The organism is Streptomyces sp. Edi2 (genome assembly GCF_040253635.1).
In the GTDB taxonomy this organism is placed as follows: Bacteria; Actinomycetota; Actinomycetes; order Streptomycetales; family Streptomycetaceae; genus Streptomyces.
This window is the reverse complement of sequence record NZ_JBEJGX010000003.1, coordinates 6,364,286-6,379,075: the sequence shown is the minus strand read 5'-3', so window position 1 is coordinate 6,379,075 and position 14,790 is coordinate 6,364,286. Positions and strand designations below refer to the sequence as shown.

Genomic DNA, 14,790 nt, shown 5'->3' with positions numbered 1-14,790 from the left:
GGCGCTCACAGTGCAGGTGCCTCCTCGAGCAGCGGGTGACCCCACTTGGCGGTGAACGCGGTCTCGACCGCGGCACCGACCTTGTAGAGCCGGTCGTCGGCCATGGCAGGAGCGATGATCTGCAGGCCCACCGGCATCCCGTCCTCGGGCGCCAGGCCGCAGGGCAGCGACATCGCCGCGTTGCCTGCCAGGTTGGTGGGGATCGTGCACAGGTCGGCGAGGTACATCGCCATCGGGTCGTCGGCGCGCTCGCCGATCGGGAAGGCGGTGGTCGGCGTGGTCGGCGAAACGATCACGTCGACCTGTTCGAAGGCCTTCTCGAAGTCGCGGGTGATCAGCGTCCGCACCTTCTGGGCGGAGCCGTAGTACGCGTCGTAGTAGCCGGAGCTCAGCGCGTAGGTGCCGAGCATGATCCGGCGCTTGACCTCGGGGCCGAAGCCGGCCTCGCGGGTCAGGGCCGTGACGTCCTCGGCGGACTTGGTGCCGTCGTCGCCGACCCGCAGGCCGTAGCGCATGGCGTCGAAGCGGGCCAGGTTGGAGGAGCACTCCGAGGGCGCGATCAGGTAGTACGCGGACAGCGCCAGGTCGAAGGACGGGCAGTCCAGCTCGACGATCTCGGCGCCCAGCTCCTTCAGCAGCTCGACGGACTCGTCGAAGCGCTGGATGACGCCGGCCTGGTAGCCCTCGCCGCGGAACTGCTTGACGACGCCGACGCGCATGCCCTCGACGCTGCCGTTGCGGGCCGCCTCGACGACCGCCGGGACCGGCGCGTCGATGGAGGTGGAGTCCAGCGGGTCGTGGCCGGCGATGACCTCGTGGAGCAGCGCCGCGTCCAGGACCGTACGGGCACAGGGGCCGCCCTGGTCCAGGGAGCTGGAGAACGCCACCATGCCGTAGCGGGAGACGCCGCCGTAGGTGGGCTTGACGCCGACCGTGCCGGTGACGGACGCGGGCTGGCGGATGGAACCGCCGGTGTCCGTGCCGATGGCGAGCGGGGCCTCGTAGGAGGCGAGGGCGGCGCTGGAGCCGCCGCCGGAGCCGCCGGGGATCTTGGTGAGGTCCCAGGGGTTGCCGGTCGGGCCGTAGGCGCTGTTCTCGGTGGAGGACCCCATGGCGAACTCGTCCATGTTGGTCTTGCCGAGGATGACGACGTCGGCGGCCTTGAGCTTCTTGGTCAGCGTCGCGTCGTACGGCGGGATCCAGCCTTCGAGGATCTTCGAGCCGACGGTGGTGGGAATGCCCTCCGTGGTGAAGATGTCCTTGAGCGCGAGCGGGACGCCGGCCAGCGGGCCGAGCTTCTCCCCGCGGGCGCGCTTCTCGTCCACGGCACGGGCCTGGGCGAGCGCGCCCTCGCGGTCGACGTGCAGGAAGGCGTGCACCTTCTCGTCGACGGCCTCGATGCGCGCCAGATGGGCCTCGGTCACCTCGACGGCGGTGACCTCGCCGGAGGCGATCTTCGCCGCGATCCCGGCGGCGGTGAGCTTGATCAGGTCAGCCATGGCCCTTGCTTCTTCGTTCGCTTCTCCGCCCGCGCGGCGCAGAGGTGCGGCTTTCGCGGACGGGTGCGGCCCGGCGGCCGCGCGTGCGTCGCTCACGATCACTCCTCCCCCAGGATCTGCGGCACCTTGAAACGCTGCTGCTCCTGGGCCGGGGCGCCGGAGAGCGCCTGCTCGGAGGTCAGCGACGGACGGACCTCGTCCGGCCGCATGACGTTGGTCAGGGGCAGCGGGTGGGAGGTCGGCGGTACGTCTTGGTCGGCGACCTCGGAGACGCGGGCGACCGCGCCGATGATGTCGTCGAGCTGTCCGGCGAAGTGGTCGAGCTCTTCTGCCTTCAGCTCCAGACGTGCCAGCCGGGCGAGGTGGGCGACCTCCTCGCGCGTGATGCCAGGCATGCAGCGATCCTCTGGTGTTCTGGGCGGAGTGTTCCGGGCGGAGAGTCCAGGCGGAGTCTTCTCGTCGAATGCTCCTGTGAACTTTTCCGGCCCAATCCTATGGCGTACGCAAGAGCTGCCGCGAAACCGTTTCGCCACGGGCGGCCGTGAGCGCCGGGCGCGGGGCGATTTCACGATCCGCCGGAGGGTGACGCGGCCCGTGGCGTGCCGGGGCGCCGCCCCTGGGCAGGGGTGGCAAGGAAGGGCCGGACAGGAGTGACCAGGGGCGGCCGGCCGGGAGCGGCTAGGTGCGGCCGGGGGCGTCTTCGACGGGCCGGCGGCCCCAGGCCGAGATCATCGGTGAGGTGGCGAGGTCGAGACGCCCGGCCGCGATGTTGGCGAGGTGCTGCTCGATCTCGTCGTCGGTGGCGAGGCCCGCGGCGGTGAGCTTGTCGCGCACCTGATGGACCGTGGCCGCTTCGAGGGCGTCGCAGGCGGGCGAGGCGATCGGGAAGTAGGCGTCGGCCTCGACATCGGCGAGGCCGGCCTCGCGCAGCAGCCGCGGCAGCTTGCGCCCGTAGGCGAGGTCGGCGCCACGCTGCTGCAGCAGCTGACGGAAGCCGCTGCGCAGCCGGTTGGCGAGCTCCTGCTCGGGGCCGTACACGTCGGGGCAGATCAGCGGCTGCAGGGCGGGGTCGGCGTCCTCGATCAGCAGCCGGCCGCCGGGGCGCAGCGCCCGGACCATGGTGCGCAGCGCGGCATCGCGGTCGCCGACGTGGACGAGGACGAGGCGGGCGTGGATCAGGTCGAAGGGACCGGCCGGGGGCTCGTCGCGGGCGACATCGTGGCGGAGCACTTCGACTCCCCGGGCGGCGGCCGTCTCCGCCCAGGACACGTCGATGTCGGTGGCGAGCACGCGCCCGCTGGGCCCCGTGCGCTCGGCGAGCCACGCGGCGACGGTCGGTCCTCCGGCACCGACCTCCCAGCACCGCCACCCCTCCTCGATCCCGGCCCTCTCGAAGTGCCGGAACGTCGAGGCGTCGAAGAGGGCGGCCAGCGCGTCGAAGCGGGTACCCGCCTCGGCCTGCCGGTTGTCCAGAAGGTACTCGTTGCCCTGAACCATGCGCCGATCCTGCCATGCCCGAACCGCCGTGCGAGGGGGTCGGGCGGGGCCTGGACCGACCGCCACCTAGGAAGCCTCCGGCCCGGATGGCCCGTCTGCCTCCTCCGTCGCCTCAGGCCCATGGGAGGGGGCGGGTTCACGGGACGCGTCGGAGATGCCGGTGGGGTTGGTTGGGTCGGTGGGATCGGTGGCGTCGGAGGCGCCGATGGCGTCGGAGACATCGGACGCGTCGGGGGCGTCACCGTCGCCCGGCACGTCACTGCCGCCGGACACTTCGCCGTCGCCGGACACACCGACGTCGCCGCCGTCCAACGGCTCCTGTTCCTCGGGCCGGACCACTGCTGAGGGCGTCTGTGCAGGTTCTTCGGAGCGGGGACACGGGACGGCCGGTAAGGGCCGGGTCAGTTCAAGACCTGTCCCGAAGGGCGCTCGGCGGCCTTCTCCGCCGCCAGGGCGGCCGTCTCCGATTCACGCTGCCAGCCGCGCTCGCCGCGGGCTCTCAGCCATGCCGTGGTCTCGTCAGGTGGCATCGCGGCGGCCACCAGCCAGCCCTGTACGGCATCACAGCCCAGGTCCCGCAGCCGCTCCCAGGTCTCGTCGTCCTCGACGCCCTCGGCGACGACCAGGAGGCCGAGGGAGTGGGCGAGGTCGAGGGTGCAGCGGACGATCTCGGCGTCCTCGTTGTCGACGGCCAGCCGGGCCACGAAGGAGCGGTCGATCTTCAGCTCGCTCACCGGGAGCCGCCGCAGATGGACGAGGGAGGAGTAGCCGGTGCCGAAGTCGTCGAGCGACATCTTCACGCCGTGCGCGGTGAGCCCGGCGAGGGTGTCGGCGGCCCGTTGCGGGTCCTCCAGCAGGACGTGCTCGGTGATCTCCAGTTGGAGGGCGCCCGGTGGGACGCGGTGCCGGGCGAGCCGGGCGGCGACCGCTCCGGCGAAGCCCGGGGAGTGCACATCGCGCGGGGAGACATTGACGGCGACCGGCACCTCCAGGCCCATCGCGCGCCAGCGTGCCACCTGGGCGAGCGCCGTTTCGAGGACGTACTCCGTCAGCCGGGGCATCAGCCCGGAGGACTCGGCGATGGCGATGAATTCGTCCGGTGGCACCCGGCCGCGGTCCGGATGCACCCAGCGGACCAGCGCCTCCAGCCCGGCGACATGGCCGTCGAAGCCGACCTTGGGCTGGTAGTGCAGCTCGACGTCGCCGGCGTCCAGGGCGCGGCGCAGATCGCCCAACAGGCCGAGGCGGTCGGGGGTGTTGCCGTCCCGCTTGGCCTCGTAGAGCTCGACACCGCTGCGGTCCCGCTTGGCCTGGTACATGGCCACGTCGGCGCGGCGGAGCAGCCCTTCGGCGTCGAGGGCGTGGTCGGGGAAGACGGCGACCCCCGCGCTGGCTTCGAGCACGAGGGTCAGTCCGTCGAGGTCCAGCGGGGAGCCGAGGGCGGCGACGAGGGAACGGGCCACCCGCTGGGAGCTGGTGAGGGAGTCGGTGGTGGGCAGCAGGACGGCGAACTCGTCACCGCCGAGCCGGGCCGCCTCGGCGCCCCGCGGCAGGGCGTGCCGCAGGCGGTCGGCGATCTGCAGCAGCAGGCGGTCGCCGGCCAGGTGGCCGAGGGTGTCGTTGACGGAGCGGAAGCGGTCCAGGTCGATGAGGACCAGCGCCGAGCGGGAGCCGACGCGCTCGGCGTCGTCCAGCGCGGTCCAGGTGCGCTCCAGCAGCCACTGGCGGTTGGGCAGGCCGGTGAGCGGGTCGCGCAGCTGCTCCTCGGCTCGGGCGCGGGCTATCCAGAGGGTGGAGTCCAGCGCGATGAGCGGGACCGCGAACAGCGGCAGCAGCAGCGGGGCGTAGAGGGCGCAGACGGCGATCAGCGGGGCGATACCGAGCAGGGCGATGCCGACGAGTGCCTGGCGCAGTACGGCCGTTCGGGGGATGGCGGGCAGCTGGCCGGTGCGCGGGGCGAGGCTGACCCACAGGAGGCCGCGGCTGACGAAGAGGTAGCCGGCGGCGGTGACCACGACTTCGGGGAGGACGGCGAGGTTCCAGGACGGCGGGGCCCAGGGGTGGCGGACGCTGGAGACCACGCCGAACGCGGCGAGGCCGAGCGCCGCGGCGCCGATGCCGAGGACGTCCACGGCACCGTGCACCACGGCCTGCCGCCAGCGGTGCCGCCGGGCGGCGCCGACCAGGACCACGACGGAGAGGCTGACGAGGGTGGCGGGCACCCAGCCGTAGAGCAGCAGGACGGCCAGGGACAGGGCGGCGCCGGAGCCCGTGCCGCCCCACCAGCGGTCCCGGCCGAGGGCGACCAGATGGCCGACGATGATGCCGGTGAGGATCGCCAGCGACCAGCCTATGGAGGCGCCGGGGAACAGCGCTTCACCTTTGCCGAGGGTGACGATGACACCCGTGACGAGCGCGAGGCCCGCCACGAGGACGATGGTCGCGGGCAGCGCGGGCACGACGAGCCGCCGGAGCCGCGACGCCGGAGCGGCGCTGTCGGTCGGTTTCATTCCGATCCCTCTCACAGCCGGCTGTGCCCGCGCCACGGCAGGCGCACTCCTCAACAGTAGGCCGCGGAAGGCCGCCACGGGCAGCGATCGACGACGGTTGCCCGAATGCGACCCGGCGTCGCGGATCAATCTGGTATGCGCCGATGGGGTGACACCTCACTCCTCCTCAGGCGGAGTGACAGCTACCGCTCGCGCTGCGTCAGGACCCTGCTCCAGCAGCACCGCGAAGCCATCATCGTCCAGCACGGGGACCTTCAACTGCATGGCCTTGTCGTACTTCGAACCAGGGTTGTCGCCCACCACTACGAATCCGGTCTTCTTCGAAACGGAACCGGTCACCTTCGCTCCGAGGTTCTGTAGGGCCTCTTTCGCGCCATCTCTGGTGTGTGACTGAAGTGTGCCCGTTACGACGACGGTGACGCCTTCGAGGGGACGCGGGCCCTCGTCGCCCGCTTTCTCCTCCTCCATCCGGACGCCGGCGGCCCGCCAGCTCTCGATGATCTGCTGGTGCCAGTCCACGGCGAACCACTGCTTCAACGAGGCGGCGATGGTGGCTCCGACGCCGTCGACGGCGGCCAGCTCCGTCTCGTCCGCGTCCCGGATGCGGTCGATCGAGCGGAACTCCCGTGCCAGCGCCTCGGCCGCCACCGGGCCCACATGCCGGATCGACAGGCCCGTGATGATCCGGGCCAGCGGGCGCTGCTTGGCCGCCTGGATGTTCTCCAGCATGGCCAGGGCGTTCTTCTTCGGCTCACCCTTCTGGTTGGCGAAGAAGGTGACGACCTTCTCCTCGCCGGTCTTCGGATCGCGCTTGGGCAGGCCGGAGTCGGGGTCGAGGACGTACGACTTGATGGGCAGCAGCTGCTCGATGGAGAGGCCGAAAAGATCACCCTCGTCCTTCAGCGGCGGCTCGGCGGGCTCCAGCGGCTGGCTGAGCGCCGTCGCCGCGACATAGCCGAAGTTCTCGATGTCCAGGCACTTGCGGCCCGCCAGATAGAACAGCCGCTCGCGGATCTGGGCGGGGCAGGCACGGGCGTTGGGACACCGCAGGTCGATATCGCCTTCCTTGGCGGGCTGCAGCGCCGTCCCGCACTCGGGGCACTCGGCCGGCATCACGAACTCCCGCTCGCTGCCGTCCCGCAGGTCGACGACCGGGCCCAGGATCTCCGGAATGACGTCGCCGGCCTTGCGGATCACGACGGTGTCCCCGATGAACACGCCCTTGGCCTTGACCACGTCCTGGTTGTGCAGGGTGGCGAACTCCACCTCCGAGCCGGCCACCGTCACCGGCTCGACCACGGCATACGGCGTGACCCGGCCCGTACGGCCGACGCCGACGCGGATGTCGACGAGCTTGGTGTTGACCTCCTCCGGCGGGTACTTCCAGGCGATCGCCCAGCGCGGCGCCCGCGAGGTCGACCCCAGCCGCCCCTGCAGCCGGATCTCGTCCAGCTTGACCACCACACCGTCGATCTCGTGCTCGACGGCCGTACGGCGGGTCTCGGCGTCGCCGTAGTGGGCGATGAACTCGCGCACCGCCGCCAGGGAGTCGACGACCTTGTTGTGCGTGGCCGTCGGCAGGCCCCACCCCTTGAGCAGGTCGTAGGCCTCCGACTGGCGGTCGATCTCCAGGCCTTCGCGGGCGCCGATGCCATGAACGACCATGTGCAGCGGGCGCCCGGCCGTGACCTTGGGGTCCTTCTGGCGCAGCGAACCGGCGGCGGCGTTACGGGGGTTGGCGAACGGCGGCTTGCCCTCGGCCACCAGCCGCTCGTTGAGCTCCAGGAACTTCTCCATCGGGAAGTAGACCTCCCCGCGCACCTCCACGAGATCCGGGATCCGGTCGCCCTGGATACGGTGCGGGATCTCGGCGATCGTCCGGACGTTGGGCGTGATGTCCTCGCCCGTACGACCGTCGCCGCGGGTGGCGGCGCGGGTCAGCCGGCCGTGCTCGTAGGTGAGGTTGACCGCGAGGCCGTCGACCTTCAGCTCGCACAGGAAGTGGTATCCGGCGCTCCGGGGGTCGCCGCCCAGCTCACCGGCGATCCGCTCGGCCCAGCCCGCCAACTCCTCGCCGTCGAAGGCGTTGTCGAGCGACAGCATCCGTTCGCGGTGTTCGACCTCGGTGAACTCCGTGGCGTACGCCCCGGCGACCTTCTGGGTCGGTGAATCGGGGGTGCGCAGCGCGGGGTGCTCGTCCTCCAGCGCCTCCAGGGAGCGCAGCAGCCGGTCGAACTCCGCGTCGCTGACGACCGGGGCGTCCTTCACGTAATACCGGAAGCGGTGCTCCTCGATCTGCTCAGCGAGCTGCGCGTGCTTCTCCCGCGCCGCCGCAGGCACGTCGGATTGAGCTGCGTGCTGTTCGCCAGCCACCGTCTTGTCCTCCCGTGGTCCTTGAGTGCGGTCACTCAGGGTTGTCTGCGAGTGATCTCGCCGCCCGGACGCAGTGGGCGAGGGCCGAGCGGGCATAAGCGGGCGAAGCGCCCGCGAGTCCGCACGCGGGAGTGATCACCACGGACTCGCTCAGAGTCCCCGGCGTCAGCCCCAGCCTGCGCCACAGCGTCCTGACACCCATGACGCTACCGGCAGGGTCTGACAATCGGCTGTCCACGCCCGGCACCACGCCCGCGAACAGCGCCGTACCGCCCTCGACGGCCTCTCCGATCGCTTCTTCCTCACGCTCGGTGAGCAGGGAGAAATCGAACGAGATGCCCGTGACACCGGCCCGCCGCAGCAGCCCGAACGGCACCTCGGGCGCGCACGAGTGGACGACCACGGGGCCGCCCTCCGCCACCGCGACAAGATCACGCAACGCGCCCTCGACCACCGCCCGGTCCACGGCGCGGTGGGTGCGGTAGCCGCTCGCGGTCTTCACCCGTCCCTGGAGCACGGCCGTCAGCGAGGGCTCGTCGAGCTGGAGCACGACCCGGGCGCCCGGCACCCGCCGCCGTACGTCCGCGAGATGGCCGCGCAGCCCCTCCGCCAGGGACGCCGCAAGGTCCCGGCAGGCCCCCGGATCGCCGACGGCCGCCTCGCCGTTGCGCGTCTCCAGAGCGGTGGCCAGGGTCCACGGGCCGACCGCGGAGACCTTCAGCGGCCCCTCGTAGCCCTGGGTGAACTCCTCCAGGGCATCGAGATCTTCTCCGAGCCAGGAGTGGGCGCGCCGGGTGTCGCGGCCCGGCCGGTCGCTGATCCGCCAGCCGCTGGGCTCCACATGGCCGTAGACCTCGACGAGCATTCCGAGGGTCCGCCCGATCATGTCGGCTCCGGGCCCCCGGGCCGGGAGCTCCGGCAGGTACGGGAAGGCCTCCAGCGATCCGGTGACGGTCTTCGCCGCTTCGCGCGCGTCACCGCCCGGCATCGATCCGATCCCGGTCGCCGCGCCCGCGGCCCACTTCTGCGTGCTGTTCTCGCTCACCCAGGCAGGGTATGCGGCGTCACGGCGGGCGGGGTGCGCCAGGTGTGGATGCCGGAGGTCCGCAGCGGCGCGTACGGCGGCCGTCCCAGCGCCTTCAGCAGGTCCTTGCGCGACACGGCCCGCTCCTCGCGCAACGCGGCCCGCTCCGCGCGCCGGGTGGCCGAGGGGGGAGGCGGTTCCCATCCGCCGCAGCAGATCGCAGCAGGCCCATCCGCAACTCCCGCCCCGCATCGGTGCGTACGAGCCGCTTGGCCCGCCCATCCGACGGAAACCGCACCCCGCCGCCGCGGCCTGGCTTCGCTTCAGCGGTCACTCGTGCGTGCAGCGCACGTTGCCGCGGCGGAAGCCCCCGCCCCGCAGGAGCATCCCGGCTTACCGGTTACCGGCCGGGCCGCACCGACACGTCGTTGATCTCCGCGTCCCGCGGCAGATCCACGGCCGTGAGGATGGCCGTGGCGACCGACTCCGGGTCGATCCAGCGGGACGCGTCGTACTCCTTGCCCTCCTGCTGGTGGGTGCTCTCCTGCATCGGCGTGGCCGTCCGACCCGGGTAGACCGAGGTCACGCGGACGCCGTTGCCGTGCTCCTCCGCCCGCAGCGAGTCCGCCAGCGCCTTCAGGCCGTGCTTGCTGGCCGCGTACGCGCCCCACTGGGGGTTCGCATGGAGCCCGGCACCGGAGTTGACGAAGACGACATGCCCCTGGGCGACCCGTACCAGCGGCAGCAGCAGCCGGGTGAGCTCGGCGGGCGCGACCAGGTTGGCGGCGAGCTGGCGCTGCCAGGCCTTGGCCGGCAGATCGCCGACCGCGCCCAGCTCGATGACGCCCGCGCTGTGCACCAGGGAGTCGATACGGTCCGGCAGCGGCTGCTGTCCGAACGCCCAGGACAGCTTCTCGGGCAGGGCGAGGTCACCGACGAGCGTGCGGGCGCCGGGGAACTGCGCGGCCAGCTCCTTGGCCCGGACCGCGTTGCGCGCCAGCAGCCACAGGTCCTCCCCGCGCTGTGCCAGCCGCCGTGCGACCGCCGCTCCGATGCCCGATCCTGCTCCCGTGATCAAGTGCGTACCCATGGGACCGATCCTAACGAGCGGCGCCGGGGACGCGGAGCGCGGTGGCTCAGGCCACGATGCCCGCCTTCTCCTCCAGGTAGGCCAGCGCACCGACGCCGTCCGCCGCGAAGAAGACCAGGTCGGTGAGCGGAATCGGAAGGAACCCCTCCGCCTCCATCCGCTGGAACTGTTCCTTCAACCCGTCGTAGAAACCCGCGGTGTTCAGCAGCACCACCGGCTTGGTGTGCATCCCGTGCTTGCGCAGCTCCAGGATCTCGGTGGCCTCGTCCAGCGTGCCCGTGCCACCGACCATCACGACGATGGCGTCGGCGCGCGCCAGCATCTGTGCCTTGCGCTCGGCGAGGTCCTTGGTGACGACCATCTCATCGGCGCCCTCGCGCGCCTTGTGCGCCAGGAACTCCACGGAGACGCCGATCAGCTTGCCCCCGGCGTCCTGCACCCCGTCGGCCATGACCTTCATCAGGCCGGTGTCCGAACCACCCCAGACCAGTGCATGCCCGCCCTTGCCGATCAGCTCGGCGAACCGGCGGGCAGGGGTGACATAACGGTCGTCGAGGTCGGCGGCGGAGCAGAAGACGCAGATATTCATGCGGCCACCTTACGAGCGGGGGCGCGGGGCTGTGGGGCCGCGCAGTCGCGGGGGCGTGCGGTCGCGGGGGCGTGCGGTCGCGGGGGCGTGCGGTCGCGGGGGCGTGCGGTCGCGGGGGCGTGCCGGGCCGGGCGGCCACGGTGGGCGGCCACGGTGGGCGGCCCGTGGGGAACGGCCGGGCCGGGCGCAGGCAGCCAGGGGCGGGGGCGGGCAACGGGCAGCCCGTAGGGGACGGGCCGGGCGGCGGGGCGATGCCCGTACGGGGCGAGCCGGCCACAGGTTCGTTGCCCGGCCCGGGCCACGGGGCGGTGCCCGTACAGGCCGCCCCGCTGCCCGTGCCCTCCCGCTAGATCAGCCCCTGGTCCAGCATCGCGTCGGCGACCCGCTCGAAGCCGGCGATATTGGCGCCGGCCACATAGTCACCGGGGAGCCCGAACCGTTCCGCGGTCTCGTAGCAGCGGTGGTGGATCGAGCGCATGATCGTCGCGAGCTCGCCCTCCGTACGCTCGAAGGACCATGCCTCGCGCGAGGAGTTCTGCCGCATCTCCAGCGCGCTGGTCGCCACACCGCCCGCGTTGGCGGCCTTACCGGGGCCGAAGGCCACCCCGGCCTCCTTGAGCAGCGTCACCGCCGCCGGGGTGGTCGGCATGTTGGCGCCCTCGGAGACCGCCTTGACGCCGTTGCGGACCAGGATCCGGGCGGCGTCCTCGTCCAGCTCGTTCTGCGTCGCCGACGGCAGCGCCACATCGCAGGCGACGTCCCACACCCGCCCACCGGGCACATACTTGGCGGACACCCCGCGCCGCTCGGCGTACTCGCTGATCCGGCCGCGCTCGACCTCCTTGATCTGCCGCAGCAGCGCCAGGTCGATGCCCTTCTCGTCGACGACATAGCCGCCGGAGTCCGAGCAGGTCAGCACGTTGGCGCCGAGCGCCTGCGCCTTCTCGATGGTGTAGATCGCGACATTGCCGGACCCGGAGACCACCACCTGCTGCCCGTCCAGCTCCTCGCCGCGCTGCTTGAGCATCTGCTCGGTGAACAGCACATTGCCGTACCCGGTGGCCTCCGTACGGGCCTTGGAGCCGCCCCAGGCCAGCCCCTTGCCGGTCAGCACACCGGGCTCCCAGCGGTTGGTGATCCGCCGGTACTGGCCGAAGAGATAGCCGATCTCCCGCCCGCCGACGCCGATGTCGCCCGCCGGTACGTCCGTGTGCTCGCCGAGATGACGGTGCAGCTCCGTCATGAACGACTGGCAGAAGCGCATGACCTCGGCGTCCGACTTGCCGTGCGGATCGAAGTCGCTGCCGCCCTTGCCGCCGCCGATGTTCAGCCCGGTCAGGGAATTCTTGAAGATCTGCTCGAAGCCGAGGAACTTCACGATTCCCAGATTCACGGACGAGTGGAAGCGCAGACCGCCCTTGTACGGGCCGAGCGCGCTGTTGAATTCCACCCGGAAGCCCCGGTTGACGTGAATCGCCCCGGAGTCGTCCTGCCAGGGAACCCGGAACATGATCTGCCGCTCCGGCTCGCAGATCCGCTCCAGGATCTTCGCCTCGGCGAACTCCGGGCGGGCCGTCAGCACGGGGGCCAGCGTCTCCAGCACCTCGAGAGCCGCCTGGTGGAACTCGGGCTCCCCGGGATTTCGCCGGACCAGCTCGGCGTACAGGGATGCCGGCCCGGCACGATGAATGCCGGGATTGACCTCAGATTGAACAGTCGACATGACTTCCGTTCCCTTCGTGGCCGCGGAGAGGCCGTCTGCGGTCCGGACCCTGACGAGCCCTCACAAGTGCAACAACTCCTTGTGAGTCCTTATCGTCACCACTCCTCGACCCGTCACCTTTGACGTCCCGTCGCGTTGCCGACTTTATGGGGGTCATCCCGCCGATCGACTGTGGGATGCACGACACGCCGTTCCCTTACGCAATCCCGCCAACCACCTGACGCCCCGCCCCCTCCTCTCCCCCGCCCCGTCTCCGCAGGTCAGGACACCGGCAGCGGCCCATCTGGCGGCACTCCCCACGCCCCGTCCCCCCGCCGCGGCACGGCCTGTGCAACACCTCACAGTTGACCGGCGGACTGTGTCCCCACGCCTCACCGGGCACGAGAACCCCACCCACCCCTACACGGACACCGACGGACCGGACAATGCCCGTCATGTCCGTCCCGCTCCTCACCTCCCCCGTAACCGCCGACCGGTCCCACTGACCGACCGGGACCAGCCCACCCCCGTGATGCGGCTGGTCCCGGCCGGCCCGTCCCCCGGGACGTCCCGGCCCGGCCGGACGACGCGGTGGACCGTCGCATGACGGCCCTGCTCCTCCCACCGGCTCCGGAACGTCGGGTCTTGAAGGTCTTGCGGTCTTGCGGTCTTGCGGTCCTGCGGCCGTGGCCCTTGGTTCCGTCGTTCCCCGGACAACACCCCTAGGCCGTGTCCGAGACATGATCGCGGGGTGGAGCGGGGTGAGCTGACGGATGCGGCGTGGCGGGGAGCTGAACGGTTCCGGGGTCCTGGGCGACGGCCGGCTCGTCGGCGAGGTAGGGCGGAGCCGGCTCGTACTGGATGTACCGGCGGACCGCGCGGGCGTGCGCCCGGCCGTGGAGACGGCCGATGAGCCACAGGGCCATGTCGATTCCGGCCGAGACGCCCTGGCTGGTGACCAGGTTTCCGTCAACGACGAAACGGGCGTCGTCGACCACGGTGATCTCGCCCCTGGCCCGCAGGGCTTCCTCGAACTGGTAGTGGGTGGCGACCCGGCGGTCGCGCGCCGGGCCTGCCTCGTGCAGGAGCAGGGCCCCGGTGCACACACTGGTCGTCCAGGCGACGCCGGCGGCGGTCTTGCGGATCCAGTCGATGAGCACGGGGTTGGACACTTCGCGACGCGTCCCGTTGCCACCCGGAACCAGCAGCACATCCAGCGGAGGGTGGTCGTCCAGAGTGTGGTCCGGCAGGACCCGCATGCCCTTGTTGCAGCGGACGGCGTCAGGGCGTTCAGCGATGAGCACCGCCGTGTCGGCATGATCGCGGAGCATGGAGGAGGCGGTGAACACGTCCCACGGCCCGGTGAAATCCAACTCCTCGGCACCGTCGAAGATCAGCAGACCGTAGGTGGTCATATGTACTCCCTGGTGGATCGGAATCGGTCGCGGTAATCGGACGGTGAGACGCCCAAGTGCCGGTGGAACGCGCGGCGTAGCGTCTCGGCGGTGCCGAAGCCGTACCGCCGGGCAAGGGCCTCGACGGGGTGCTCGCCCTCGACGAGCGCCCGCTTGGCAGCCTCGATGCGTACGCCCTCGACGTAGGTGCCGGGCGGGGTGCCGAGCTCGGCGGTGAACCTGCGCTGGAGGTGACGGGGGCTCAGCCCGGCGTGCGCAGCGAGGTCGGCGATGCCGTGCCGGGCGCCGGGATCGGCGTGGATCGCCGAAACCACCGCGCGGACGGGGTCGGTGGCAGGCTGCGCCGACCACAACGACACGCTGAACTGCGACTGGGGACCGGGGCGGCGCAGAAACAGCACCATCTCCTGCGCGGTGGCGTGGGCGACCTCGCGGCCCACGTCGTCCTCCACCAGAGCGAGAGCGAGGTCCATCCCTGCCGTCATCCCGGCCGACGTCCACATCCGCCCGTCCCTGAGGAAGATCGGATCGCAGTCGACAACCAGCTCGGGATGCTCCCGTTTGAGCTGCTGCTCACGCGCCCAGTGGGTGGTCACCCGCCGTCCCCGGAGCAGTCCGGCGGCTGCCGGCAGGAACACCCCGCTGCAGACCGAGGCGACGCGCCGGGCGCCGGCCCCCACATCGGCGATCCAGCCTGTCAGGGCCGGATCGTGCCGAGCCTGGTCGACACCGTCACCGCCCGCCACCACCACCGTGTCGATCTCCGCGGGGTTCAGATCGGCGACGCCGTAGGGAGCGTGTATCGAAGGACCACTGACGGAGCGCACCGGTCCCGGCTGCGATGCCACGATCTGGCAGGAGTACGCGTCGGTGAGCCGGTGGGCGTACTGAAACACCTCGTACGGGCCGAAGAGGTCAAGAGGCTGGAAGTCCTCGAAGATCACAAAGGCGATGCGGCGCTGCTTCACTCGTCCACCCTCTGACCTGGCGCGGATGGCGTCAACGACAGGTATCCCACGCTTCGCGCCATGCCCGTGAGTGCAACAGCAGGAGCTGGACGGCTCATCAATGGCCCACTCACGCTGCCCTCC

12 protein-coding genes are annotated in these 14,790 nt (G+C 71.3%); all 12 read right to left on the bottom strand.

The window, feature by feature from the left end; all coding sequences use genetic code 11:
* Positions 1-5: 5 nt before the first annotated feature.
* Positions 6-1,499 (bottom strand): Asp-tRNA(Asn)/Glu-tRNA(Gln) amidotransferase subunit GatA, encoded by a 1,494-nt coding sequence (gene gatA / locus ABR737_RS31480; protein ID WP_350256994.1) that lies wholly within the window; start codon positions 1,497-1,499, stop codon positions 6-8.
* A gap of 98 nt (positions 1,500-1,597) precedes the next feature.
* A complete protein-coding gene (gene gatC / locus ABR737_RS31475) occupies positions 1,598-1,894 on the bottom strand; it encodes an Asp-tRNA(Asn)/Glu-tRNA(Gln) amidotransferase subunit GatC (protein WP_274913123.1) in 297 nt (98 codons plus the stop codon).
* Between the two features lie 283 nt (positions 1,895-2,177).
* Positions 2,178-2,996, bottom strand: coding sequence for a class I SAM-dependent methyltransferase (locus ABR737_RS31470; RefSeq protein WP_350254146.1), 819 nt, complete (start codon positions 2,994-2,996; stop codon positions 2,178-2,180).
* Positions 2,997-3,062: 66 nt separating this feature from the next.
* The gene (locus ABR737_RS31465) at positions 3,063-3,335 is read right to left on the bottom strand and encodes a hypothetical protein (RefSeq protein WP_350254144.1); all 273 of its coding nucleotides are present in this window, start codon (positions 3,333-3,335) and stop codon (positions 3,063-3,065) included.
* A gap of 62 nt (positions 3,336-3,397) precedes the next feature.
* A complete protein-coding gene (locus ABR737_RS31460; RefSeq protein ID WP_350254143.1) occupies positions 3,398-5,506 on the bottom strand; it encodes a putative bifunctional diguanylate cyclase/phosphodiesterase in 2,109 nt (702 codons plus the stop codon).
* 156 nt (positions 5,507-5,662) lie between these two features.
* Positions 5,663-7,879: an NAD-dependent DNA ligase LigA gene (ligA, locus tag ABR737_RS31455; protein WP_350254142.1), complete on the bottom strand. Its 2,217-nt coding sequence runs from the start codon at positions 7,877-7,879 to the stop codon at positions 5,663-5,665.
* Between the two features lie 31 nt (positions 7,880-7,910).
* Complete coding sequence (locus tag ABR737_RS31450) at positions 7,911-8,924, bottom strand: methionine synthase (protein ID WP_350254141.1); 1,014 nt, start codon at positions 8,922-8,924, stop codon at positions 7,911-7,913.
* A gap of 379 nt (positions 8,925-9,303) precedes the next feature.
* Positions 9,304-9,993, bottom strand: coding sequence for an SDR family oxidoreductase (locus ABR737_RS31445; RefSeq protein WP_350254140.1), 690 nt, complete (start codon positions 9,991-9,993; stop codon positions 9,304-9,306).
* A 46-nt stretch (positions 9,994-10,039) separates the two neighbouring features.
* Positions 10,040-10,582 (bottom strand): LOG family protein, encoded by a 543-nt coding sequence (locus tag ABR737_RS31440; RefSeq protein ID WP_350254139.1) that lies wholly within the window; start codon positions 10,580-10,582, stop codon positions 10,040-10,042.
* A 346-nt stretch (positions 10,583-10,928) separates the two neighbouring features.
* On the bottom strand, positions 10,929-12,305 hold the full coding sequence (gene gdhA / locus ABR737_RS31435) for an NADP-specific glutamate dehydrogenase (RefSeq protein WP_350254138.1): 1,377 nt from the start codon (positions 12,303-12,305) through the stop codon (positions 10,929-10,931).
* A gap of 701 nt (positions 12,306-13,006) precedes the next feature.
* On the bottom strand, positions 13,007-13,699 hold the full coding sequence (locus ABR737_RS31430) for a DJ-1/PfpI family protein (protein WP_350254137.1): 693 nt from the start codon (positions 13,697-13,699) through the stop codon (positions 13,007-13,009).
* On the bottom strand, positions 13,696-14,667 hold the full coding sequence (locus tag ABR737_RS31425) for a GlxA family transcriptional regulator (RefSeq protein WP_350254135.1): 972 nt from the start codon (positions 14,665-14,667) through the stop codon (positions 13,696-13,698). Before ABR737_RS31425 ends, ABR737_RS31430 begins: the two co-directional genes overlap by 4 nt.
* Positions 14,668-14,790: the final 123 nt, after the last annotated feature.

What these genes read in the sequence shown, in the direction of transcription:
- gatA (WP_350256994.1), bottom strand. Translation starts at nt 1,499, where the DNA reads ATGGCTGACCTGATCAAGCTCACCGCCGCCGGGATCGCGGCGAAGATC.
- gatC (WP_274913123.1), bottom strand. Translation starts at nt 1,894, where the DNA reads ATGCCTGGCATCACGCGCGAGGAGGTCGCCCACCTCGCCCGGCTGGCA.
- ABR737_RS31470 (WP_350254146.1), bottom strand. Translation starts at nt 2,996, where the DNA reads ATGGTTCAGGGCAACGAGTACCTTCTGGACAACCGGCAGGCCGAGGCG.
- ABR737_RS31460 (WP_350254143.1), bottom strand. Translation starts at nt 5,506, where the DNA reads ATGAAACCGACCGACAGCGCCGCTCCGGCGTCGCGGCTCCGGCGGCTC.
- ABR737_RS31445 (WP_350254140.1), bottom strand. Translation starts at nt 9,993, where the DNA reads ATGGGTACGCACTTGATCACGGGAGCAGGATCGGGCATCGGAGCGGCG.
- ABR737_RS31440 (WP_350254139.1), bottom strand. Translation starts at nt 10,582, where the DNA reads ATGAATATCTGCGTCTTCTGCTCCGCCGCCGACCTCGACGACCGTTAT.
- gdhA (WP_350254138.1), bottom strand. Translation starts at nt 12,305, where the DNA reads ATGTCGACTGTTCAATCTGAGGTCAATCCCGGCATTCATCGTGCCGGG.
- ABR737_RS31430 (WP_350254137.1), bottom strand. Translation starts at nt 13,699, where the DNA reads ATGACCACCTACGGTCTGCTGATCTTCGACGGTGCCGAGGAGTTGGAT.